The 22,751-nt window shown below is 65.7% G+C and carries 25 protein-coding genes and 2 pseudogenes; 13 read left to right on the top strand and 14 right to left on the bottom strand.

Features of this window, described 5'->3' with window-relative positions; genetic code table 11:
* Positions 1–119 precede the first annotated feature (119 nt).
* The 7 genes from JVH1_RS23875 to JVH1_RS23845 form a co-directional block, all read right to left on the bottom strand.
* Positions 120–878, bottom strand: a complete 759-nt coding sequence (locus JVH1_RS23875; RefSeq protein WP_009475389.1) for an enoyl-CoA hydratase/isomerase family protein — start codon at positions 876–878, stop codon at positions 120–122.
* A gap of 440 nt (positions 879–1,318) precedes the next feature.
* A complete protein-coding gene (locus JVH1_RS23870; RefSeq protein ID WP_009475390.1) occupies positions 1,319–1,759 on the bottom strand; it encodes a tautomerase family protein in 441 nt (146 codons plus the stop codon).
* 148 nt (positions 1,760–1,907) lie between these two features.
* Positions 1,908–2,807 (bottom strand): alpha/beta hydrolase, encoded by a 900-nt coding sequence (locus tag JVH1_RS23865; protein WP_009475391.1) that lies wholly within the window; start codon positions 2,805–2,807, stop codon positions 1,908–1,910.
* Positions 2,808–3,239: 432 nt separating this feature from the next.
* Positions 3,240–4,151 (bottom strand): MBL fold metallo-hydrolase, encoded by a 912-nt coding sequence (locus tag JVH1_RS23860; RefSeq protein WP_009475392.1) that lies wholly within the window; start codon positions 4,149–4,151, stop codon positions 3,240–3,242.
* 190 nt (positions 4,152–4,341) lie between these two features.
* A complete protein-coding gene (locus JVH1_RS23855) occupies positions 4,342–6,369 on the bottom strand; it encodes an acetoacetate--CoA ligase (protein ID WP_009475393.1) in 2,028 nt (675 codons plus the stop codon).
* A gap of 40 nt (positions 6,370–6,409) precedes the next feature.
* A complete protein-coding gene (locus tag JVH1_RS23850; protein ID WP_009475394.1) occupies positions 6,410–7,363 on the bottom strand; it encodes an AraC family transcriptional regulator in 954 nt (317 codons plus the stop codon).
* A 162-nt stretch (positions 7,364–7,525) separates the two neighbouring features.
* Positions 7,526–7,771, bottom strand: a complete 246-nt coding sequence (locus tag JVH1_RS23845) for a hypothetical protein (RefSeq protein WP_237735137.1) — start codon at positions 7,769–7,771, stop codon at positions 7,526–7,528.
* A gap of 48 nt (positions 7,772–7,819) precedes the next feature.
* On the opposite strand from JVH1_RS23845, the gene JVH1_RS23840 reads away from it, so the two are divergent.
* Positions 7,820–9,847: a LuxR C-terminal-related transcriptional regulator gene (locus tag JVH1_RS23840; protein ID WP_237735138.1), complete on the top strand. Its 2,028-nt coding sequence runs from the start codon at positions 7,820–7,822 to the stop codon at positions 9,845–9,847.
* Positions 9,848–9,995: 148 nt separating this feature from the next.
* On the opposite strand, the gene JVH1_RS23835 is transcribed toward JVH1_RS23840, so the two are convergent.
* Positions 9,996–10,631 carry a TetR/AcrR family transcriptional regulator gene (locus tag JVH1_RS23835; protein ID WP_009475396.1) on the bottom strand — a complete coding sequence of 212 codons (636 nt, stop codon included), beginning with the start codon at positions 10,629–10,631 and terminating at the stop codon, positions 9,996–9,998.
* A gap of 150 nt (positions 10,632–10,781) precedes the next feature.
* Here JVH1_RS23835 and JVH1_RS23830 point away from each other — a divergent pair, with 150 nt between their 5' ends.
* The 6 genes from JVH1_RS23830 (at position 10,782) to JVH1_RS23805 (ending at position 16,747) form a co-directional block, all read left to right on the top strand.
* The gene (locus JVH1_RS23830; RefSeq protein ID WP_371113033.1) at positions 10,782–11,999 is read left to right on the top strand and encodes an acetyl-CoA C-acetyltransferase; all 1,218 of its coding nucleotides are present in this window, start codon (positions 10,782–10,784) and stop codon (positions 11,997–11,999) included.
* A 21-nt stretch (positions 12,000–12,020) separates the two neighbouring features.
* Entirely contained in the window at positions 12,021–12,752 is a 732-nt protein-coding gene (locus tag JVH1_RS23825) for an SDR family NAD(P)-dependent oxidoreductase (RefSeq protein ID WP_009475398.1), read from the top strand.
* A 31-nt stretch (positions 12,753–12,783) separates the two neighbouring features.
* Positions 12,784–14,580 (top strand): acyl-CoA dehydrogenase, encoded by a 1,797-nt coding sequence (locus JVH1_RS23820; RefSeq protein ID WP_009475399.1) that lies wholly within the window; start codon positions 12,784–12,786, stop codon positions 14,578–14,580.
* A 17-nt stretch (positions 14,581–14,597) separates the two neighbouring features.
* Positions 14,598–15,359 (top strand): SDR family NAD(P)-dependent oxidoreductase, encoded by a 762-nt coding sequence (locus JVH1_RS23815; protein WP_009475400.1) that lies wholly within the window; start codon positions 14,598–14,600, stop codon positions 15,357–15,359.
* Between the two features lie 43 nt (positions 15,360–15,402).
* Positions 15,403–15,858: a MaoC family dehydratase gene (locus tag JVH1_RS23810; RefSeq protein WP_009475401.1), complete on the top strand. Its 456-nt coding sequence runs from the start codon at positions 15,403–15,405 to the stop codon at positions 15,856–15,858.
* Positions 15,859–16,324: 466 nt separating this feature from the next.
* Positions 16,325–16,747, top strand: a complete 423-nt coding sequence (locus JVH1_RS23805; RefSeq protein WP_371113032.1) for a hypothetical protein — start codon at positions 16,325–16,327, stop codon at positions 16,745–16,747.
* Here JVH1_RS23805 and JVH1_RS23800 read toward each other — a convergent pair.
* Positions 16,744–17,058, bottom strand: a complete 315-nt coding sequence (locus tag JVH1_RS23800; RefSeq protein ID WP_192817829.1) for a hypothetical protein — start codon at positions 17,056–17,058, stop codon at positions 16,744–16,746. The two genes, JVH1_RS23805 and JVH1_RS23800, sit on opposite strands and share 4 nt — an antisense overlap.
* A gap of 66 nt (positions 17,059–17,124) precedes the next feature.
* Between JVH1_RS23800 and JVH1_RS23795 the strand changes: the two are divergent.
* Positions 17,125–17,289: pseudogene (locus JVH1_RS23795) on the top strand (DUF4041 domain-containing protein); the annotation flags it as partial.
* On the opposite strand, the gene JVH1_RS23790 reads toward JVH1_RS23795, so the two are convergent.
* Entirely contained in the window at positions 17,284–17,457 is a 174-nt protein-coding gene (locus tag JVH1_RS23790) for a hypothetical protein (RefSeq protein ID WP_237735139.1), read from the bottom strand. The pseudogene JVH1_RS23795 and the gene JVH1_RS23790 overlap by 6 nt on opposite strands.
* A 52-nt stretch (positions 17,458–17,509) precedes the next feature.
* Here JVH1_RS23790 and JVH1_RS23785 point away from each other — a divergent pair, with 52 nt between their 5' ends.
* Positions 17,510–18,010 carry a GIY-YIG nuclease family protein gene (locus JVH1_RS23785; RefSeq protein ID WP_009475404.1) on the top strand — a complete coding sequence of 167 codons (501 nt, stop codon included), beginning with the start codon at positions 17,510–17,512 and terminating at the stop codon, positions 18,008–18,010.
* A 64-nt stretch (positions 18,011–18,074) separates the two neighbouring features.
* Here JVH1_RS23785 and JVH1_RS23780 read toward each other — a convergent pair whose 3' ends face one another.
* Positions 18,075–18,347 (bottom strand): hypothetical protein, encoded by a 273-nt coding sequence (locus JVH1_RS23780; RefSeq protein ID WP_009475405.1) that lies wholly within the window; start codon positions 18,345–18,347, stop codon positions 18,075–18,077.
* A 280-nt stretch (positions 18,348–18,627) separates the two neighbouring features.
* Complete coding sequence (locus JVH1_RS23775) at positions 18,628–19,065, bottom strand: helix-turn-helix domain-containing protein (protein ID WP_009475407.1); 438 nt, start codon at positions 19,063–19,065, stop codon at positions 18,628–18,630.
* A gap of 138 nt (positions 19,066–19,203) precedes the next feature.
* Here JVH1_RS23775 and JVH1_RS23770 point away from each other — a divergent pair, with 138 nt between their 5' ends.
* Entirely contained in the window at positions 19,204–19,629 is a 426-nt protein-coding gene (locus JVH1_RS23770; RefSeq protein ID WP_009475408.1) for an excalibur calcium-binding domain-containing protein, read from the top strand.
* Positions 19,630–19,676: 47 nt separating this feature from the next.
* Here JVH1_RS23770 and JVH1_RS23765 read toward each other — a convergent pair whose 3' ends face one another.
* Positions 19,677–20,117, bottom strand: a complete 441-nt coding sequence (locus JVH1_RS23765) for a hypothetical protein (RefSeq protein ID WP_009475409.1) — start codon at positions 20,115–20,117, stop codon at positions 19,677–19,679.
* Between the two features lie 346 nt (positions 20,118–20,463).
* Between JVH1_RS23765 and JVH1_RS23760 the strand changes: the two genes are divergently transcribed.
* Together JVH1_RS23760 and JVH1_RS23755 are read left to right on the top strand one after the other, a co-directional pair.
* Positions 20,464–20,955 (top strand): hypothetical protein, encoded by a 492-nt coding sequence (locus tag JVH1_RS23760; RefSeq protein WP_009475411.1) that lies wholly within the window; start codon positions 20,464–20,466, stop codon positions 20,953–20,955.
* A gap of 133 nt (positions 20,956–21,088) precedes the next feature.
* Positions 21,089–22,018, top strand: coding sequence for a DUF4268 domain-containing protein (locus tag JVH1_RS23755; RefSeq protein WP_009475412.1), 930 nt, complete (start codon positions 21,089–21,091; stop codon positions 22,016–22,018).
* Here JVH1_RS23755 and JVH1_RS23750 read toward each other — a convergent pair.
* A pseudogene (locus tag JVH1_RS23750) lies at positions 22,015–22,332 on the bottom strand (transposase); the annotation flags it as partial. The gene JVH1_RS23755 and the pseudogene JVH1_RS23750 overlap by 4 nt on opposite strands.
* On the opposite strand from JVH1_RS23750, the gene JVH1_RS23745 reads away from it, so the two are divergent.
* Complete coding sequence (locus tag JVH1_RS23745; protein WP_371113031.1) at positions 22,281–22,736, top strand: transposase; 456 nt, start codon at positions 22,281–22,283, stop codon at positions 22,734–22,736. The pseudogene JVH1_RS23750 and the gene JVH1_RS23745 overlap by 52 nt on opposite strands.
* Positions 22,737–22,751: the final 15 nt, after the last annotated feature.

Here is a 22,751-nt window from a genome sequence, read left to right as displayed (position 1 = left end):
AGGTTAATCACGTAGCCGTTCAATCCCATGAGGGAACGAGCCCTGGCTATGCCTTCGGTATCGAGGGTGTGGCGATCGCTCACCGACCCGCCGCTGCGAACGCCTTCCTCGCGACGCGATCATCGACCGACATACCGAGGCTCGCGCTTCTCGAGGAATGAGCGGACACCCTCACGGTGATCTACGGTGGTGAACAACGACGTCTGAGTGGCGGTCACCCAGCGTCCGAATTCATTCCAGTCAGGATCCAGTGCAAGGCGGAGGCCGCGCTTGGTCGCGGCGACAGCCAACGGCGGGTTTGCTGCGATCTTCTCCGCCAGCTCGAGTGCGACCGGCATCACCTGCCCGTCGTCGACGACTCGGCTGACAAGCCCAATCTGCCGGGCCCTCTCCGCGTCGATCATCTCGCCAGTGAAAAGCAACTCTGCTGCCAGCTCGCGTCCGACGATCTGCGTAAGGCGGCCGAGCCCCGCTACGTCACTGCACAACCCCCGTTTGACGAACAGCTCGCCGAAACGCGCACTCCGTGCCGCGATGCGGATATCGGCCAGCAGCGCAAGCTCCATCCCCCATCCCACGGCGGTGCCATTCACAGCCGCGATGACCGGAATATCTGTGGCCAACAGGGCCCCCGCGGCCGGAGTGATTTCTTCGTCAAACACCGGGCCCGGACCTGCGCCACCGCCCACCGCTCGGACATCGTCGCCCGAGCAAAAGGATCGTCCGGCACCGGTGATGACCAATACGCGAGCCGTCGCGTTGTGCACGAGCTCGGTCAGCTCGGCGTAGGTCTCGAGCCGTAACGCGTTGTGCACCTCGGGCCGCATCAGCGTGATCACCCCGACGTGGCCTATTTCTTCGTAAGAGATATCTTGCATTTCGCCGTACAGCCTTCCCAGCCGAATATCCAGACAGTCTGTTGAGAGCAACCGCCGGAGTCGACCAAACCGCTATGTCAGATGAGCCGTGAAATGGTCGCAGGCTGCCCGCGCGGCCTGGTCGAAGATCACGCCCATATAGGGATCGAAGTGCCCACCGTCCGTGACGACAAGCCGCTTCGGTTCGAGCGCTCGTTCGTAGGCTTGAAAGGCGAGCTCGGCGGGCGCGCTGTCGAACGGTCTTCACGAAGTCGGGGCGAACGAGCCTGGTGAGATTGCCGGAGCCGCTGATGAACGGAACCTGGGCGACCGCAGCGCGGATGCGGCGGTCCACGGCCGCCACACTGAGCGCGTGTCCGCCGGCAAGGCTGGACCCCCCAAACTCCGATGGCATCCGGGTTCACATCTCGCCGTCCGGAGACGTACCGCGGAATCCTCAGTCACGAGGCAGCGACGTCGTACGGAATGGGTCGGTTCTCCTTGGCCCAGAGCTTCTCCATGTCCGACTCCGGCGGCGGCGGCACAAGACCCTGCGTGCGCCAGAGGTCCATGGGGGTCTCGTCGATGTGGATCTCCCAGTCGTAGCCGCGCTCCTTGATGAAGGGCGCGAGCTTCTCCTCGGCCACTGTCATCATCAGTGCGCGAACCTCTGCGGTCTCCATCTGCCGGGCGATGTGATCGAGTCGGATCCGGATGAAGTTGTTGTTCGCCTTTCCCCCGACATACATCGTCTCCTTCGGCATGTCCTTGAACAGGACGACCACGTAGAACCGTGGCAGGTTGACGTAGTCCACGTAGATCGACGTGATCGCCTCGGACAGCTGCTCCTTGTCCGCGGGGGTGAAGGCGTTCTCGGGCGTGAAGATCTCCCAGTACGGCATGGCGTTTTCTCCTCATTGGATTGGTGCGGCGGGACTTGTGCCGCGATAGCGATTGCTTCTGTCGGGCGGTCCGAACGGGCTCATCTAACTGAGGTCTGATGTTGCCCGCACGAAGGTTCTTGATGGACCCGTAGTCGCGGGACGGGTCCTACGCCAGGGCGCGCACGAAGTGCTCGCCCGCAGCCTTTGACGACGCTTCGAACGCGGCACCGGTATACACGTCGAAGTGGCCACACGGCAGTACGAGCAACTGCTTGGGCTGCAGGGCCCGTTCGTAGGCCTCGAAGGCGAGTTCTGCGTATGCACTGATGTCTTGGTCGGCCACGATCATCAGTAGTGGGGTCGGTGAGATCCGGTGGATTCCGTCGCCGGGCTCGAACTCGACGATCCGCTCGAGGGACCCGAGGGTCACCTCGTTGCGCCAGGACGGAGCCCTGTCCTGCGCGGTTTTGGTAAAGAACTCCCAGGATTCGGTGCTGGACATCAGCGCGGGAGCCAGCGGATCGGCGTCGACGGCCGGCATGAGCGTGGGCTCCCCGCCGTGGTAGAGGTTGCGTCGTTCGCCGTCCAGCTGGGCGCGCACCGTCGGCAGGAAGTCCGGACGAACGAGCCGCGTCATCTGGCCGGACCCGCTGATGAAGGGGACCTGGGCGACAACGGCTCGCACCCGACGATCGACCGCAGCCACGCTCAGCACGAGGCCGCCGCCATGGCTCGATCCCCAGATGCCGACACGGCCGGGGTCGACGTCCTCGCGGCCAGTCGCATACGTGATGGCGTGGCGAAGGTCGCGGGCCTGGGTGATCGAATCGATGTGCTGGCGCGGAGCGCCGTCACTGGCGCCGAAGTTTCGGTGGTCGTACACCAGAACGTTCAGTCCCGCTTGGGAAAAGGACTCGGCGTAGTCGTCGAGATACATTTCCTTGACGGCGGACAGTCCATGGACCATCACCACCACTGGGCCCTTGGACTGGGCCCCTTCCGCGGGATAGAACCACCCGCGCAAGGTGACATCGTCCGCTGAGAATTCAATATCCTCACGTGGCATTGGAGATCCTTCCGAAATTTGTACGCTTGTTGAAGAAGGTAGTGACGTGGGACACACCGTTGAAGGGATGCTTGCGCCCAATCCGAGTACACGTCCGCCACGTGCGGTTTGCCGTTACCCCGGCCGCGAAATCCCATCGGAATCCGTTTCGGGAGGGGGCCGGCCGTCGAGACGCACCCGGTTCGGCCCGGCCTGTTTCACGGCGCGACGTACGACTCGACCGTGGTGCCGTTGCGCGGTGAGCGCGTTGCACAATGTCTCGCGGCCACCGCGCGGTATCGAGTGGCGGTGCTCGAGCCGAACGCCTAGAACTGCACCCCTCGCGGCGATGGGCCGGGGCAGGAGGGACCCGCGTCGAGGCGTGGGGCTCGCTGTTCTGCGAGTCCCGAGCTGCGGGCGTCATTCGCTGCGCGCGGGGTCCAGCCTGGGAAGTTACGGCCGGATGTCCGCCACGGTCGAACCTGCGTCTCGAAGCTGGATCGCGTTCATGGCCGAGAACTGCAAGGTCCAGAGGTTTCCGTGCCCCGGGTACTTCGCCGACATGATGCGGACCAGATCCTCCGCATCGTCCGCAACGTCGTAGGCAGCGGCGAAGTCCTGGATGTAGGACCGTGTTTCGGCGATCATGGAATCGACGGCGTGGTCGTCGCCGTCGGGCCTGCGGTGGCCGGCGACGATCACCTTGGGTGCCAGCTTCTCCACCAGGTCCACGGTCTCGAGCCAGTCTTGCCATTCCTCGGGCGTCGACAGACCGAGCATCGGGTGGATCTCGTTGTAGATGGAGTCACCGGCCACGACGACATCGATCTCCGGGATGTGCACGATCGTCGTGGGATGGATGTCGGCCTGCTTCACCTCGACGATGTTGAGAGGCGAGCCGTCGACGTAGAGCGTGTTGTCGTCGATCGGGTCGGGGAGCGCATCACTGACGACGCAGGCGTCGCCGAACAGCATCGCCCACTGCTGTCGTTGTAGTTCCATGGATTCCTTCATGGCCTCGACCACGTGGGGCAGCGCAACGCACTTCGCGTCCGGGAACCGCTCCATGAGGGGACCGATGCCAAGGTAGTGATCGGCATGGGCGTGCGTCACGTAGATCGTGGTGAGGGTCTTCCCGGTGCGTTCGATCAGGTCCCCCAGGTCCCGGACGTCATCCTCGAGGTACTGGGCGTCGATGAGCACAGCTTCGGTCGGACCGCTGATGAGGGTCGCGGTGGTGGGCGAGAACGTCCCGCTGGGAACATCAGGCCAGTCTCCCGCGGGGATCTCGGGCCAGCGACCGACGTACACGGTCGCTCGGATCGGCGGGGCGGCTGCGGCGGGCGGGCGAGTGTCGGTATCCATGAAGCGCCTCCAGAATGGGAGTGATTGGTCAGTGGCATCGGGTGGGCCTCCGGCCCACCGCGGTTAGTTCAACGGTATGAGCGCACCGTTTCCGGGACATAGGTCGACCGTGCCGGACACGGGTACACAGCCGCCACGATTCGCTGGGCGTGACTCAACCGACAGGCCCAACGCCAGCGGGTCGTGGTTCTCACGCGCCCTGCACCGGTGAGGTCGCAGCACGAGTGGCTGCGTAGCGGGCGAAGGTTTCCAGCAGGGACGGGTCGTCGATCGATCGTGCTTCGGCGACCGCGGAGACGTCGTTCCCTTGCAGGATGCGCTTGACCGGGACTTCGAGCTTCTTGCCCGTTCGGGTGTGCGGGATCGCCCTGACGACGATCACGTCGTCCGGTACGACGCGGGGCGAGACCGCCTCGCGGATCCGCCCGACAATGCGCTCGCGGAGCGCGTCATCGAGATCGGCGTAATCGGACAATGCGACGAACAGCGGCATCCAGTACTCGCCGTTCTGCTGCTCCGCCCCGATGACGAGGGCTTCCGCTACCTCCGGGAGTTCTTCGACGACGCGATAGATGTCGGCGGTACCGAACCGGATCCCGTTACGGTTCAGCGTGGAATCAGAGCGTCCGTGGACGATCACGGTGTTTCGTTCGGTGATGGTCACCCAGTCACCATGCCGCCAAACTCCCGGGTAGCTCTCGAAATAGGTCTCTCGGTAGCGGGCCCCGTCGCCGTCGTTCCAGAATCGGGTCGGCATGGACGGCATCGGCTGGGTGACCACCAGCTCGCCCACGGCATCGCGCAGGCTTCGGCCGTCGGCGTCCCACGAGTCAAGGGCCACGCCCAGGTATGGGGCTGTGATCTCCCCGGCCCGCACCGGCAGGATCGGCACGAAGCCCGCGAATCCGCTGGCGACATCGGTGCCCCCTGTCACCGAGGCGAGCGGCACATCGCGGCCGATGTGATCGGCAACCCAGGAGTGCAGCTCGGGAGCGACCACGGAGCCGGTGGCCCCGAGGGTCCTCAGTCGACGCAGGTCGTGGTCGGTGCCGGGTGACCGGCCCGCTCGGGCGCAGGCCTGGAGGTATGCCGGGCTCGTGCCCAGCACGGTGACCTCGTGCCGGGCTGCGAGCGCCCATAGCGCGTCGTCGGTCGGGTACGACGGACTTCCGTCGTAGCAGACGATCGTCGCGCCGACGAGGAGGCCGCTCACGAGGGAGTTCCAGACCATCCAGCTCGGCGAGGTGTACCACAGGTACGTGTCGGAAGGCCCCAGGTCGAGATGGAGAGCCAGGGCTTTGAGGTGCTCGAGCACGACTCCACCGTGGCCGTGAACAAACCCCTTCGGCTTCCCGGTCGTACCCGAGGAGAACAGCACCCAGAGGGGGTGGTCGAACCGCACGTGCGCGGGGGTCATGGCCGGCCCTACCCCTGTGACTGCCTCCACCCACGGCGTGGTGTCTGCGGGAACACTCGTACCAGAGTGAAGTCGGCCGACGACGAGTACCTCACGCAGCGTCGGCATCCCGGCCTGCAGGGCTGGCAGGGCCGCGAGCCGGTCGACCTCGCGCCCGCCGAAGCGGTAGCCGTCGGCCGTGACGAGGACCACCGGTTGGAGCTGTCCGAGGCGGTCGACAACCGCTTCGGGTTGATAGTCCTGTCCGCAGCACGACCAGGTCGCTCCGACGCTCGCGGTGGCGAGGAAGGCGATGACCGCCTCGGCAACGTTGGGGAGGTATCCGACCACACAGTCGCCCTCTCCGACGCCCCGGGCGCGCAGCCAGTTCGCCAGCGCGGTCACCTGGCGGGCGAGTTCGGTCCAGGAAACCGTCCGCGGCCCGGCCCCGCCAGGTTCGGAGTCGTCGATGATCGCCGGGCGGGACGACTGGGCGTGGCTCAGCACCGTGTCCACATAGTTCAGCCGCCTGCCGGGAAACCATTCGGTAAAGGGCATCTCCCGGGTTGCCAGCACCGGGCCAACGCCGGTCATGCGCACCCCGAAGTAGTCCTTCATCGACGCCCAGAATTCCTCCGGGCTGGTCACCGACCAGTCCCACAAGGACTGGTAGGAGGTGGCCTCGAATCGGCCGGTCGCCTGCAGCCAGTCGATGAAGTCACTGATCCGGGCGTCGGCGATCCGTTCTGCCGAGGGCGACCAGGCGACGTCCCCGGGTCCGATCGAACTCACCTCCACGGTCGCGTCCATTCCGAAATCCATATCTGCACCCTTCTTCACGCGTTGCTAGTCAGAACGGGCATCAGCAGCCGTGGCTTTCCCGGTACTCGCTCGGCGAGACCCCGAAGCAGCGGTGGAACTCCCGGCGAAGGTGGCTGGGGTCGTAGTAGCACCATCGGTGAGCGATCGTCGCGATGGTCATGTTGGAGTTCACAAGCTCCTCGCGGACCGCGGCCATACGCCGTGCACGCACGACCGCGGTCATGGTGTCCCCGGTCAGGGAGAAGGCCCGGTGGATGGTTCGTGTCGAGACGTTGTGGGCGGCCGCAAGATCCTCGATATGGATCGGACCGCTACGAAGATTGCGCGTGATCCAGTTGTCAATCTGCGCGCGCAAAGCAGCCAAGGCCGATCGACCTGTGACAGAGCCGGTCTCTGCGCGGATGATGCCGGCAGTCAGTACCACCAGCGCCCGGCGGGTCGCCTCGATCTCCGAGGGATGCATGGCTGGTAGCCGGCTCCAGACCTGGTCAAGGGTCGTAAACAGGACGCCAACCAGCGGCCGGTCCTGCTCGAGCACGAGGCAGCCAGGAATGTTCGCGTCGCAACCAGCTGCCAGCAGCGCGGCCCGCGGCAGGGTCAGCGTGCGTTTCCTGACCCGCTCCGGCACCGCGAAGCCGTCACCGTCGTAACCGCCGGTGGCCACGACCACTGTCCCGTTCACCAGCGCGGCATCCGTGCCCGCGAAGGAAAGTCGCTCGTCGCCCCAGTCACCTGCCACGACCACGACGACATCGCGCTCAGCGTCACGATCTTTACCCAGCGACAGCACGCTGTGCAGGGGCGGGCAGTCCCAGTCCGCGAGCTGGAGGTCGCCGACGTCTCGCGAACGCAAGCGAGTGGCATTGCCCCACCTCTTGCGGTGTTGCACCGTCATGGGCCCCGAGACATCGCGGACCGCAGTCTCCCAGCGGGCCCCAGGCCCGGCCGCCTCGACGTCGAGGATTTCGATTTCGGTGGCTGCGGTCGCGGTCATCGGGGCCTCTCAAAGCAGTGGACTAGGTTTGATGTGCCTGTACAGCGTGCCTGTGGACCACCACGGGGGGCATTGTGTGAATCACGTATTCCATTACCTATTCGCGCTGCGGCCCGGCCGCTCCCGGTCGGACGTGAGCGTTAGTCTGGTCGGACCATGGCTTCACTGTCGGCGAACCAGCCGGACAACCTGCCCGCCGATCTGACGAGTTTCGTAGGCCGTCGATCCGAGACCCAGAGTGTCCGAAAGCTTCTCTCCGCCGACCGGCTCGTCACGTTGACCGGGGTAGGCGGGGTCGGCAAAACCCGCCTCGCACTGCGGGTTGCCCGTGATGTCCGCCGCGCCTTCCCGGATGGGGTTTGCCTGGTCGAACTGGCGTCCCTGAAGGACCCAGACCTGCTGCCGCACACGCTGATAGATGCACTCGGGATTCGCGAGCAGTCAGCCCCTGCCCCGTTGGTCCTCACCGACTACTTGCGCCCCCGGCACACCTTGTTGGTCCTCGACAACTGCGAGCACATGCTCGAGGCAGCCGCGGACCTGGTGGACCGGCTGCTCCGGGCGGCGCCGAAACTGCGGATCCTCGCCACGAGCCGACAAGCGCTGATGATCGCCGGTGAGCATGTGTACCCGGTTCCGACGCTCCCGGTGCCCGACGTCGATGTCCGTCTCGCTCCCGGCTCGGCGACGCATTTCGCGGCTGTCGACCTGTTCGCGGCGCGGGCGGCTGCGGTCGTTCCCGGGTTCGAGATCACCCCCGACAATGAACAGGCGGTCATCCGGCTCTGTCAGCGGCTGGAGGGGATCCCGTTGGCGATCGAACTGGCAGCGGTACGGTTGCGCGTGCTCACGGTGGAGGAGCTCGCGCATCGGCTGGATAGCCGGTTCGAGCTGCTTCGCGAGGGCAGTCGTAACTTGCCGGAGCGGCATCAGACTCTTCAGGCACTGATCGACTGGAGCTACGAGCTGTGTACTCCGGCGGAGCAGACGCTGTGGGCGCGCGCATCAGTGTTCGCTGGCGGGTTCGGTCTTGACGCGCTCGAGGCTGTCTGCGCGGACGAGTTGCTTGCCGAGGAGGTCATTCTCGACACGGTGGCCGGGCTGACCGACAAGTCGATCTTGATCCGAGGCGAGCACGGCGGGCGTGTCAGGTTCCGCATGTTGGAGACTCTCCGGGAGTACGGCCAGGCCCGACTACGAGAGTCCGGCTCCGAAGCGAAGGTGCAGCGCAGGCACAGAGATTGGTACTGGCGGCTGATCGAGAAGGCTGCCGCGCAGTGGTTCGGTCCGGGACAGGAGGCCTGGGCGGCCCTGCTCCGTGTGGAACATCCGAACGTGCGCTCGGCGCTCGAATTCTGCCTCGCGCGGCCAGACGAGGTGCGCGTCGGACTGCGAATGGCGGGCCTGCCGTGGTTCCTCTGGACTGCGCTCGGCTTCATGACCGAAGGCCGCCTGTGGCTGGACCGGGCGTTGGCAATGGATCACGAACCGAGTCTCGAGCGGGTTTGGGCGCTGGGCACCGCCGCTGACATCGCTGTCTTCCAGGGCGATGAGGCTGCTGCTACTGCACTGATCGACGCCGTCCACGATCTGGCGGGCCGACTGGGCGACCCACAGGGCCTGGCTTACGCAACCCATATGCTCGGCCTACGCGAACTGGGCACCGACCCGAGCGCTGCGATTCCACTGTTGGTTGAAGCGCTCGAGCGATATGGGTGCGCCGACGTACCCGCCGACTACCCCAACAGTGTGCGGCCTGCACTGACCATTGCCTACTTGCTGTCGGGCGAGCTGGACAGAGCCGCCGACGTGGTCGAGGAGGCATGCGAACAGTGCAAGCAGGCCGGCGAGCGTTGGCTGTTGTCCTACGCCATGTGGGCGAAGGGGTTCTTGAGGCTCCTCCAGGGCGAACTCGAGCAGGCCGAAGCCGATCTGTGCGAGGCGCTCCAGCTCAAGCGGTTCACCCAGGACAGTCTGGGCCTGGCGTTCATCCTGGACGTTCTCGCCTGGACCGCCGCGGCGAGCGGCGACTGCGAGCGGGCCGCCGTGCTCCTCGGCGCATCGGACCAGGCCTGGCAGACCATTGGCGTCCCACTGCTCGGAGCGAAACACCTGCTCGCGCGGCGCGAACAGTTCGAGAACATGGCTCGGCAGGCGATGGGCAACCCTGGCTTCGACACCGCGTTTGCGCGTGGAGGCCAGCTCACCGTTGAGGAGATGCTGACCTTCGCGCTCCGAGAGCACCGGGTCTCCCCCGTCGAGCCCCGACAGGCCGACAGCTTGTTGACACCTCGAGAGCGCGAGGTCGCGGAGCTGGTGGCGCAGGGAATGTCGAGCAAGGACGTGGCGGCCAAGCTGGTCATCTCCCGACGCACCGTCGACGTACACGTGGAGCACATCTTCGGGAAACTTGGGTTCAACTCCCGCACTCAAATCGCGACCTGGGTGGCACAACGGCGCGCGCCGGAATCGCCAAATCGGTGATAGCTGGGCGGCGACTGTCGCCGACACGGTGACCTCGCGATCTCGGAGCCGCGAGATCTAGGCGGACGCCGCGGCGGGGCTGCACCGGCGCAGGTCTCGCCAACTTCGGTGACAGCTGTTCTCGAATCCTGCAGTCCAGCAACACGTATCAAGAAGACTTGTCGAGGGGTTGCCGGTCGGCGCACCCGACCATGCGAAGGGCGAGTTCGACGTAGCGAGCTGCGATAGTGCGTGGGTCGGAGTAGGCGTGGGAGGGGAACCACCTGCTGACATCGACGCCGAGGGACGTGATTGCCAGCGCGGCGGCCTCGGTGTCGAGGGGATGAAAGTCGCCTGCCGTTGCGCCGGCTTCGATGATTCGCTTGAACACCTTCGTGGTGGACCTGCGGATGTCCGCGATGACTGCGAAGTGCTCGGGCGAGAGCGAGCGTAGTTCGTACTGCGCGACTCGGGCGCTGGCGCGGTTGTCGGCGTGCCAGATCACGTAGGCCGTCACGGTTGACGTCAGCCGGTCGGGCGCCGCGACGTCGGGGCGATCAGCGGCGGTGATGGCCGCCAGTACCGAATGGTGGCCCTCGAGGCTGATGGCGTAGAGAAGGGATTCCTTGGTCTTGTAGTGCGGGTAGACGGCTCCTGGGCTCATGTCGAGGCTGGCGGCGATCTCCCGGGTAGTGGTGGCGCCGTACCCCTTGGCGGCGAACACCTCGATGGCCGCGGCGCGTATCCGCGCAGCGGCTTTCGAGGTACCCAGCTCGCCGACCGCTGCAGTTAGTGGTGCATCCATCGCACTGTTGCCTCTCGATTGGCGGGGGTTGACAGGTCTCCGCCGACACCATCAGTATATGCAAGCGCATAGAAAATATGCGGTTGCATATTTTTTGCTACCTAGCTTTCCCATCACCGTCGCCAAGCGACCCGCACCCAGGAGTTCCTCATGCCCGAGGCTGTCATCGTTTCCATCGCCCGTTCCCCGATCGGTCGCGCCATGAAGGGATCGCTCAAGGGCATGCGCCCCGACGACCTCGCCGCGCAGATGGTCCAGGCGGCACTCGACAAGGTGCCCGCCCTCGACCCCACCGACATCAACGACCTCATCCTGGGCTGCGGCCTGCCCGGCGGCGAGCAGGGGTTCAACATGGGCCGCAACGTCGCCGTCCAGCTCGGCTACGACTTCATCCCCGGCACCACCATCACCCGGTACTGTTCGTCGTCGCTGCAGACCACCCGCATGGCACTGCACGCCATCAAGGCCGGTGAGGGCGACGTCTTCATCTCCGCCGGCGTCGAGACCGTCTCCCGGTTCACCGCGGGCAGCTCCGACTCGCTGCCCGACACCCAGAACCCGCTGTACGCCGACGCGCAGACCCGCACCGAAAAGCTCGCCCAGGGCGGCCAGCAGTGGGTCGACCCCCGCGAGGAGGGGCTGGTCCCCGACACCTACATCGCGATGGGCCAGACCGCGGAGAACGTCGCGCAGATCACCGGTATCACCCGCGAGGAGCAGGACCGGTGGGCGGTGCGCTCGCAGAACCGCGCCGAGGAGGCCATAGGCGCCGGTTTCTTCGAGCGGGAGATCACTCCGGTGACCCTGCCCGACGGCACCGTCGTGACGAAGGACGACGGCCCCCGCGCGGGCACCACCTACGAGGCCGTCAGCCAGCTGAAGCCGGTGTTCCGCCCGGACGGCACCGTCACCGCCGGTAACGCGTGCCCGCTCAACGACGGCGCCGCCGCCCTGGTGATCATGTCCGACACCAAGGCCAAGGAACTGGGGCTGACCCCGCTGGCCCGGATCGTGTCCACCGGGGTGTCCGGTCTGTCGCCGGAGATCATGGGACTCGGGCCGATCGAGGCGTCCAAGCGTGCCCTCGCGATCGCGGGACTGGGCATCTCCGACATCGACCTCGTCGAGATCAACGAGGCGTTCGCGGTCCAGGTGATCGGGTCGGCGCGGGAGCTGAACATCGACGAGGACAAGCTCAACGTGTCCGGTGGCGCCATCGCCCTCGGTCACCCGTTCGGCATGACCGGTGCCCGCATCACCGCGACCCTGCTCAACAACCTGACCACCCACGACAAGCAGTTCGGCCTCGAAACCATGTGCGTCGGAGGCGGTATGGGCATGGCCATGGTCCTCGAACGCCTCCGCTGACAAGAACGACAGGAAACCTCAATGGGCAACATCACGTACGACTTCACCGGCAAATCGGTCATCGTCACCGGCGCCGCCCGCGGCATCGGCCAGGCCCTGGCCCGCCACTTCGTCGAGGCCAAGGCGACAGTGTTCATGGTGGACTTCGACAAGGACGAACTCGACAAGGCCGCCCGCGAGGTCGGCGCCATCGGCATCCCCGCCGACGTCAGCGACACCGGTGACGTCGAGAACGTTGTCTCTACCGTGATCGCCGAGACCGGGCGGGTGGACATTCTGATCAACAATGCCGGGATCCTGCGCGACAAAGTGCTGTGGAAGCTGACCGACGAGGATTGGGACCAGGTCCTGAATGTCCACGCGGGCGGCACGTTTCGATTCACCCGGGCCTGTGTTCCGCACTTCCGGAAGCAGGAATTCGGGCGGGTCGTCAACATCACCTCCTACACCGGACTGCACGGCAACCGCGGGCAGGCCAACTACGCCACCGCCAAAGCCGGGATCATCGGGTTCACCAAGACCGCCGCGAAAGAGCTCGCTGCTTTCGGGGTCACCGTGAATGCAATCTCCCCGAACGCCGCGACCCGGATGACCGCCTCCATCCCGAAGGAGAAGATCGCCGAAGTCACCGGTCCGATCTCGCGGTTCGCCGACCCCGCCGAGATGGCCGACGCCATCGCCTTCCTCGCGTCCGAGGAAGCCGGCTACATCACCGGCGTCGTCCTCCCGGTCGACGGCGGCATCTCCATCTGAGCGAGCCCACCTTTGAACGGAACTGATTCTCATGACTGATGTACTTTCTCGCCGCGATCTCGATTTCCTGCTCTACGAGTGGCTCGACGTGGTCGCACTGACCTCCCGCAAACGCTTCGCCGAACACTCGAAGGACACCTTCGACGCCGTCCTCGACCTCAGTGCGGACCTCGCGCACAAGCATTTCGCCACCCACAACAAGAAGGCCGACGCGCACGAGCCGACCATGCGCCCGGACGGCACCGTCGAGATGATCCCGGAGGTCAAAACGGCGCTCGACGCCTACGCGGCGGCCGGTTTGATCGCCGGATCATTCGACGAGAGCGTCGGCGGGATGCAGCTGCCCACCACGGTGGCGCGAGCGGCGATGGCCTGGTTCCAGGCCGCCAACGCCAGCACCTCGTCCTATCCGTTCCTGACGACCGCCAACGCAAACTTGCTCGCCGAGTACGGCACCGAGCAGCAGATCGACGACTACGTCCGTCCGATGCTCGAGGGCCGCTGGTTCGGCACGATGTGTCTGTCCGAGCCGCAGGCCGGATCATCGTTGGCGGACATCACCACCCGCGCGGTCCGCCAGGATGACGGCAGCTACCGGGTCACCGGAACCAAGATGTGGATCTCCGGTGGCGATCATGAACTCACCGAGAACATCGTGCACCTGGTCCTGGCCAAGTCCCCGGGCGGCGGCCCGGGAGTTAAGCGCATCTCACTGTTCATCGTGCCCAAATATCTCCCCGGCTCCGACGGCGGGCTCGGCGACCGTAACGATGTGACCCTGGCGGGTCTCAACCACAAGATGGGCAACCGCGGCACCACCAACACCCTGCTCGTCTTCGGTGACGGTACCCACACCCCCGCAGGCGATGCCGGGGCAGTCGGCTTCCTGGTCGGCGAGGAACACCGCGGCCTGTCCTACATGTTCCACATGATGAACGAGGCCCGGATCAGTGTCGGACTCCTCGCGATCGCCCTCGGCTACGTGGGATACCGCAAGTCGCTCGACTACGCGAAGGTGCGAACCCAGGGCCGCCCCCTCGGCGCCAAGGACCCCGCCGCCCCACCGGTTCCGATCATCGAACACGCCGATGTACGCCGCATGCTGCTGGCCCAGAAGTCCTACGTCGAAGGGGCCCTCGCCCTGGGTTTGTACTGTTCTCGCTTAGTGGACGAACAGGACACTGTGCTCGACGCGGCGGTGGCGGCCGAGGCCACCTTGCTTCTCGATGTGCTGACCCCCATCGCGAAGAGCTGGCCCTCGCAATGGTGCCTCGAGGCGAACAGCCTCGCGATCCAGGTCCACGGCGGATACGGCTACACCCGCGACTACGACGTCGAACAGTACTACCGCGACAACCGGCTGAATCCGATCCACGAAGGCACGCACGGGATCCAAGGTCTGGATCTGCTGGGCCGCAAGGTCACCATGCAAGACGGTGCCGGGCTGAGGTTACTCGGATCGAAGATCGCCGCGACCATCGCGCGGGCTCGGTCCCTCGGTGGCGACGCCACCGGTCACGCCGACGCCCTCGACACCGTCTGGAACCGGATCGTCGACATCACCGCCGCCTTGTGGGCGGCCGGTGACGCGACGACCGCGTTGGCGAACTCATCGGTCTATTTGGAAGCCTTCGGACACACAGTCATCGCGTGGATGTGGCTCGAACAGCTCATCGCCACCGAGGGTAAGAATGGTGACTTCTACGACGGAAAGCGCATGGCCGCCCGCTACTTTTACACCCACGAGCTACCCAAGGTCGGCCCGCAACTCGATCTCTTGGCCAGCGGAGACCGGACCACTCTCGACATGAACCCCAGCTGGTTCTGACCCAGGAGGCATCCCACATGAGTGTGCTCGACAAATTCCGCCTCGACGGCCGCGTCGCCATCGTCACCGGCGCCTCGTCCGGTCTCGGTGTGGCCTTCGCTCAGGCCCTCGCCGAGGCCGGCGCGGACATCGTCCTCGCGGCGCGGCGCGTCGACAAACTAGACGACACCGCAGCACTTGTCCGTGCCACCGGCCGACGGGCCCTGCCCGTGGCCACCGACATCGCTGATCCGGATCAGTGCGCCGCCCTGGTCGACGCGGCAATGACCGAGTTCGGCCGCGTCGACGTTCTCGCCAACAACGCCGGCGTCGCCAGCGCCCACCCCGCCACCCGCGAAACCCCCGACCAGTTCCGCTCGGTGATCGACATCAACCTGGGCGGCTCCTACTGGACCGCCCAGGCGTGCGGGAAGGTCATGCAACCCGGCAGTTCCATCGTCAACATTTCCAGCGTCCTCGGGCTCACCACCGCCGGCCTGCCCCAGGCCGCCTACAGCGCCAGCAAAGCCGCAATCATCGGTCTGACCCGAGACCTCGCCCAACAATGGGGCACCCGCAAGGGAATTCGCGTCAACGCGCTCGCCCCGGGCTTCTTCGCCTCCGAGATGACCGACCAATATCACGACGGCTACCTCGACAGCCTCGCGTCACGGATGGTGCTCGGGCGCACCGGCGATGCCGCCGAACTCGCCGCCACCCTTGTCTGGCTCGCCTCCGACGCCGCCGGCTACGTCACCGGACAAACCCTCGCCGTCGATGGCGGCATCACCATCACCTGACCGCACCACACCCCGCAAGCCCATCGCGCCGAAAGTAGCCACCATGCCCACCACCACCACCGTCGACGGGTTGACAACCCTCATCGGCACCACACTGAACCCCAGTGACTGGTTCGAGATCACCCAAGACCGAATCACCACCTTCGCCGACGCCACCAACGATCACCAATGGATCCACGTCGACCCGGAACGGGCCAGCACGGAAAGCCCGTTCCGCCGTACCATCGCCCACGGTTACCTCACCCTGTCACTACTCAGCGTCATGTTCGCGCAGGTTCTCGAAGTTCAGGGCACGTCCCTGGCGGTGAACTACGGCCTGAACAAGGTCCGGTTCCCCGCCCCGGTCCCCGCGGGATCGAAGGTCCGGCTCAACGCCGAGATAATCTCGGCCCAGGACATCAGCGGCGGCGTCCAGATCGTGGTCGCAGCGACCGTCGAATGCAGCGCCACCGACAAACCCGTCTGCGTCGCCGAACCACTCTACCGATACCACCGTTAAACCCTGTGCTCGAGACCGTGGGGCCAGTCCCTGACAATCGACCGGTAGGCGACGTCTCACGAGCCTGTCGAGACAGCGGTTCGACCGCCCGGCAGATTCCTCGCTGACCAGCGTCGGCGCCAGAACCTTATGGCTCATGAGACTTACGGATTCTGGAGAACACCAGGTTGCAAAACCTACACGGCATCAGACGCACTGTCGGGACACCTCCGCTCTATGTCACTCACGGTTTGTGAGCACTCGGGCACGATAATTTCAGATATCGCACCGTCGGGCCCGTTACCCAGTTACTGACCGAGGTCCGAGTGTGTGCGGGCCGCGTGCACCCCGTGGTCGTAGTCCTCGACGTACATGCCGGTTCCGGGACGGTAGGTCGAGTCGACCGCGTGCGGGTTGTAGGCCATGAACACCACGTCCGGTCGTCCGTCGTTGAATTGCCGGAAGGTGGTGTTGTCCCAGCCGTCGGGTGCGTAGTCGTCGTTCCAGCACCGTGCCCGCCCCGTCCGCCCTCCCGGCGGAGAAGGCCTTCAAGTACGTCAAGGCCAGTGACTCGATCACCAGCACCCCGCTCACGGTAAAGGCCCGCAAGGACCGCTACGCCAAAGCGATCTCCGAAGTGGCCACCCGATCGGTACACGAAATCTTCGAAGCCGACCGAGACGGCATCCAGACCATCTCGATGGAACTGGGCACCCGGGTGATCGACCCCGGCACCGGGCACGACACCACCATCACTCTGGTGCAATTGGCCACCGACCGCGACACCTTCACCCACCTCGACCTGACCAGGGTCGAGGCCCGCGCCACCCTGGACCACCTGCGTGCCGGCGTCTCCAAGAATCCGCACGACCTGGTCCCCGTCGTCAACACCCGCGGCGTCCGCGGCTAACGGGTCAAAGGGATTACTCGATGACCAGTCCGGATCCCAGCGTCACCATCAAGGCGCTCCGAGAGATGCTCGTGGTCAAAGAACGCGAGGCGAATACCCTGCTCGACCGGAACGCCGGCCTCGAGCGCGACCTCGCGCAGGCGACCGAGCACGCCCACCGTGCCGGCGCGCAGTCCGCCCACGACCGCGCGCCCACGGGCGGCGGCACCGATCCGGGCATCGTGGAGACCTACGATCGCCTCGTGCTGCAGGAAGTCGGCATCTACACCTACCACCACCCCCTCGAAAACGCCGCCCAGTACCGCGACCAACTCACCGACATACAGACCGCGATCAAGGAAGCGGTCACCAGCGGTGAGGCGATCGTCGCCTCGAACATGTTCAGCTTCAACAACTCCCTCGCCAAGGGCCGCAAGATGACCGCGGACCTGTCGAAACTGATGCTGCGTGCCTACAACGCCGAAGCCGACATCTGCGTCCGCACCATCCGCGCCGGCAACCTCGCCACCGCGATCAAACGCCTCGACAAAGCCGCCTCAACGATCGCCAAGCTCGGCGACATGATGGAAATGCGCGTCGCCGACGCCTATCACGCCCTGCGGATCCGTGAGCTCGAACTGACCGCGGACTACATGATGAAGGTGCAGGAAGAGAAGGAAGCCGCCCGCGCCGAACGCGAACGCCTCCGGGAAGAACGCAAGGTCGAACAAGCTCGCCGCCCAACGCGAGAAACTCGACAAGGAACGCGCCCACTACCAGAATGTGCTCACCTCCCTCGACGCCGCCGACCCGCAGGAGAAGCAGCGGATCCTCGACAAGCTCGCCGACCTGGACCGGGCGATCGAAGACAACGACTACCGCCAAGCCAACATCCGCGCCGGCTACGTCTACGTCATCAGCAACCAAGGCGCCTTCGGACCCAACGTCGTCACGATCGGCATGACCCGGCGCCTCGACCCCACCGACCGGGTCCGCGAACTCGGCAGCGCCTCAGTGCCCTTCCCCTTCGACACCCACGCCCTCTACTTCTCCGACGACGCCATCACACTCGAAAACGCAATGCACAACGCGTTCACCGGGCAACGACTCAACCACGCCAACCTACGCCGCGAATTCTTCTTCGCCACACCAGCCCAAGTCCGCGACGTCCTCGCCGCCCACGTCGGCAACCTCCTCGAATACACCGACCAACCCGACGCCACCCAATACTTCCAAAGCAGCAACAACTGGCCGACGGGCGCCGAAACAGGACCGAGCACCTAACGGTCCGGGTCCACACCCACCGAGTGGCAACAGCGGTCGCCACCGGAGTGGTCGTTGGCGCCGCTCAGCGGCGGAGCGCGGCCGCTGAAATAGGTAGCCCCGCCGCCGCGAGGCGGTCGCACACGTCGGCCGGGGTCCCGGGTGGATGACGCCAGGCCGCTGCCGTCGCGCTGATCGCTTGATGGACCCGGACCCCGTCGAGGTGGAACAGATCCATCACGAACTCGTCCGGATGTTTGGCCTCGATGCCGAATTGCGCCAGCTCCGCGTCGGAGAAGTCCCGCAGATTCGCGGTGACGACGATCTGGGCGCCGGCGCGGATCGCCGCGGCCAGCACATGCCGGTCGTCCTCATCCGGCAGCGTGAGTGCGGGGATGAGTGTCTCGTAGCCGGTGACCAGGGGAGTCCGGTACCGCCCTGTTCACCAGCTCCCGGAGCTTCGTCAACGTCCCAGTCGGGATGTCCGGGCGGTCTTCGGCCAAGTTCTCGAACGTCTCGTCCAGGATCCTATCCGTCCACCGCGCGTGCACCAGGCCGGTCTGCGCGAGCCGGATCAGCACATCTCGTAACACATTCGGGTACAGCACATTCGCGTCGTAGAGCACGGTGAAGGTCAGTCAGTACAGCCCGAGGTCTTCCGTCAGGGCCGCCAGCTCGTCCGCGGCGGCACGCGAGGCCCCCAGCTGCGTCCGCTGGTAGGCGAGCAAAGACGATGCGAGGATCCGGCGATGCCGGCCGACCATCCGGTACTCGATATACCCCTCTTCGAGGAGCTTGATCACATGCGGGCGCGAGACATTGAGCATCTGCGCAGCCTGCTGGGTCGTCAGCTCCGCGTACGCCGGGACCACGGTGACCCCCTGCCCCGCGGCCATATTCGCCAACACCTCCCGGATCAGATCGAGCGCCGCCCGAGGAAGATGCACCGACTCCGCGGTGCCGGCCACGGTCACATCGAGGGTCTCCCCCGCCGGCTCGACGTCACGAAGCAACTGCAGGGCCTGCCGGGCCTGCTCCTGCTCGACCACGGTCGGCTGATCATGTGCTGCGGACATCCCACACCTCCTAAACGAAATATACGCAACAATCGAAACAAATGCAACGACATACTCGGTCCGTGGAGCGCCCTTCTTCGTCGTCTGTCGGCCACTCAGCGGATACCGAACGTCCTGTTTGCCTGATGTCATGCCGGAATGAAGAAGACAACCCTGGGGATGGCAGCGCTGGCCATCTCCGCCCTCATCAGCGGCTGCGGTGGCGGCGCGCAGTCCAGCAGCACGTCGACCACCACCACGGCCTCGGTGGCCCGGCTGGTCGACGCATCGACCGCACGGCCCACGACCACCACCAGCGCGGCGCCCGCCACGACCACCGCCGCCCTGCCGATGACCACATCGGCGGCCGTCGCCCCGCCGATCGCCCCGCTCGCGCCCACGACAACCGTGGCCGTTGCTCCCCCGCCCGCCCCCGCCGTGATCCCGGCCGCCCCGCAATCATCGGTCAGCTACGCGTCCTGCGCCGACGCAAAAGCAGCCGGCGCTGCGCCGATCTACCAAGGCGAGCCCGGCTACTCGACGAAACTCGACCGGGACAAGGACGGTATCGCCTGCGACAAGTGAGGCGGCGTCACCCTCGCCCGACGCCGTGCCGTGGTCGACGGTGCGGGTCACAGGGGGCACAGGGTTTGCCGGGTCCGGTTCCAGAACGGAAACAACTCGGGGCTGCCGGCGTCCGGGTGCTGCCGTTGCGCCTGTTCGACGAATTCGAGGACCGTCTTTCCGGTGGTGTGCGACAGTGCGCAGGCCTCCAGACTCAGCTTCGCCGACGCCACGAACCCGATCCTCTCGGCGTACGGGCCCAGGACCCCGGAATCGACGAACGGGTCGAGGCCGGGCCCCCACCGGTTGAAGGCGGACTGCAACCCGAAATCACAGGGCTGCCCGAAGAGTTCACTGCACGTCGTCGGCCGGCCGTGGACCATGACCGCGGTATCGGGCAGTGGGCGCGGTGGCTCGGGCGGGTGTGGTCGCGACGCGACCGTCCACACCGCCAGCACTGCGGCGCCGACGACCAGGCACACCAGCACCGCCTTCAGGACCTGCTTCATCGCTCACTCACCTCGTCGCACACCTTCATTGCACCACTCCCGCCCTCCGTCCGGCCCGAATCCCGGTTGGGCGGCAACGAGAAGACCAGAACGGGGGCGCCGTCGTAGGTCACCGGCGGGGGGTTGGCGCACCGCGGGCCGCTCCTCGCATAACGCGCAATGCACGGTGTGCTCGGTAGCCGTGGGCGCGTGCACCCCGACCCCTACCGGTGAAACCCAACCCGTTCCTGTCTGCTGATGCATGGGCCGCCGGTGCCACTCGAACCAACCCACCGAGGTGCGTGATGTGATTCGGTCCACGGTGCCGGCGGTAGACGGGCCCGCCGGCACGGAATGGAGGACCGAGATGACCGAAGTCGACTACATCGACGTGGTCGGGGCGCAGTCCGTGCTCGAGGTGGCCGAAGTGGTCGCCGCGGTGCTCGGGGCCCGGATAGAGATTGGCGGCGAACCCGGCCGCATCGGGGTCACCGGAGCGCCCGATCCCGATCTTCGGGTAGTCATCGGGCTGGCGATCAACGACCGCGGGCTGCCCGAAAGGTGGACGCGGCGAATCACCATCACCCACGATCGCAATGGCGACGAACGCCGCCGCTGGGCGCAGCACCTCCACCGCGCCGTCACCGAACGCCGCGACTGGACACTCACCCTCACCTCCGACGGCCCGCCCAACCCACACGCCCCTCATCGAACGCCCAGGGAATATGACCCGCTCCGCGGGAAGTCACGCGCCAGAACCCCTCGTCCACCGCGGCGGCAAGGGGCGGTGGACGACTACGCCGCACAGCATCCATACCGCACCCCAGGGCACCGATGCCGCGAAAAGGGGCGTTGGTGACCGCGGACGCCGCTGTCCGTGCGTGGCGGCGTTCTATCTGCACCACACACAGGCCACCTCCGGCCATGAACTCGGCGCCGACACCGGTCGGTCGGCCGTACGCTGACCCCACAGCGAAGGACCGTGCGCGGAAGTGGGGCGAGTCGACATGGACGAACTCGACAGCAAGAACCTGGGTAGGCTGCGCCCGATCGCGGACGCCAGGTCGGTGTGGACCTCCGAGTCCGGGGACTTCACCCCCTGGCTCGCCGAGAACATCGACGTTCTCGCGGACGCCCTGGGCATGTCCTTGATCGTCGTCGACACCGAAGTCCGGATCGGTGACTTCCGCCTCGACATCCACGCCAAGGACGGCAACGACCGCTCCGTCGTCATCGAGAACCAACTCGAACGCACCGACCACGGACACCTCGGGCAATGCCTCGTCTACGCCTCCGGTCTGGACGCCTCCACCGTCATCTGGGTCGCCCCCAATTTCCGGGAAGAATTCCGCAGCGCCCTCGACTGGCTCAACGAACGCACCGACAGCGAACTCGGTTTCTTCGGGGTCGAGGTCGGCATCGTGCAGATCGGCCACGGGCCCCCGGCGCCGGTCTTCGACATCGTCTCGCGCCCCAACGACTGGCAGAAAACGGTCAAGACCGCCGGCAGCGCCGCCGAAGCCCGCGTGAGCACTCCGGTCAATGCCGCCCGGCAAGCCCTGTTCACCGACATCCTCACCGACGCGAACACCCGCCAGCCCGCCATCTCTGTTCCGACACCGGGGAAAGGCAACTGGATCTCCTTCGCCTCCGGACCATTCGGGAACTGGGACCTGACCGTCAGCGACGGCCGCCTGCGCGTCGATGCCTACATCGACACCTACAACCGCGATGTCAACAACGCCCTGTTCGACGAATTCGCTGCCGACGCCGCCTCCTGGCAGACCAAGCTCGGACTGGAGCTGTCATGGGAGCGGCTCGACGACAAACGTGCATCACGCATCGCTACCTATAGGCCGGTCGATCTCGACGACCGGGACTATCAGATATTCGGTGGATCTGACTCTGGCACATCGATTTAGTTCTCACTCGGGGTGAGCCGGCCCTCGAACGTGATCGCGAATGCGTTCAGTGCCGGCTTCCACCTCATTGCCCATCGTGCTCTGCCCTTCCCGGTCGGGTCCAGCGCCCGGGTCGCGAGATACAGACACTTGAGAGCCGATTGGTCCGTTGGGAAGTGCCCGCGTGCCCGGATCGCCCGCCGGTACCGAGCATTGAGGCTCTCGATGGCATTCGTCGAGCAGATGACACGCCTGATCTCGACGTCATGGAGCCTGTTGCAGAATGCGTGTCGTCGGGACTGATCGTGACGCTCGTCTGGGAAAATTGGGTATGGCCAAGGGATATCGTCCGGTGTTGCGCGATCAGGTGTTCCTTTTGCCTCCGGATATGCGGGAATGGCTTCCTGCGGATCATCTTGTCTGGTTTCTGTTGGAGACGATCGACGTGCTCGATACCCACGAGTTCGACCGGCGTCGTCGCCGTGGTGGGGTGGGCGCGGCCGGTTACGACCCGCGGATGCTGCTGGGACTTCTGATTTATGCCTACTGCAGAGGGATTCGATCCTCGCGGCAGATTGAAAGGTTGTGCTCGACCGATGTCGCGTTCCGGGTGCTGTGCGCGCAAGACGTCCCCGACCATTGCACGATCGCCCGGTTCCGCGCCGAATGCCAGGACGCGTTCACCGGGTTGTTCACGCAGGTACTGATGATCGCCGGCCACGCCGGTCTAGTGTCTTGAGTCATAAATAAGCGA

Origin of the sequence: Rhodococcus sp. JVH1, from assembly GCF_000280725.2 — a bacterium.
Classification (GTDB): Bacteria; Actinomycetota; Actinomycetes; order Mycobacteriales; family Mycobacteriaceae; genus Rhodococcus_F; species Rhodococcus_F jostii_A.
Note: the sequence above shows the minus strand (reverse complement) of the source record. Positions and strands in the feature narration are given on the sequence as shown.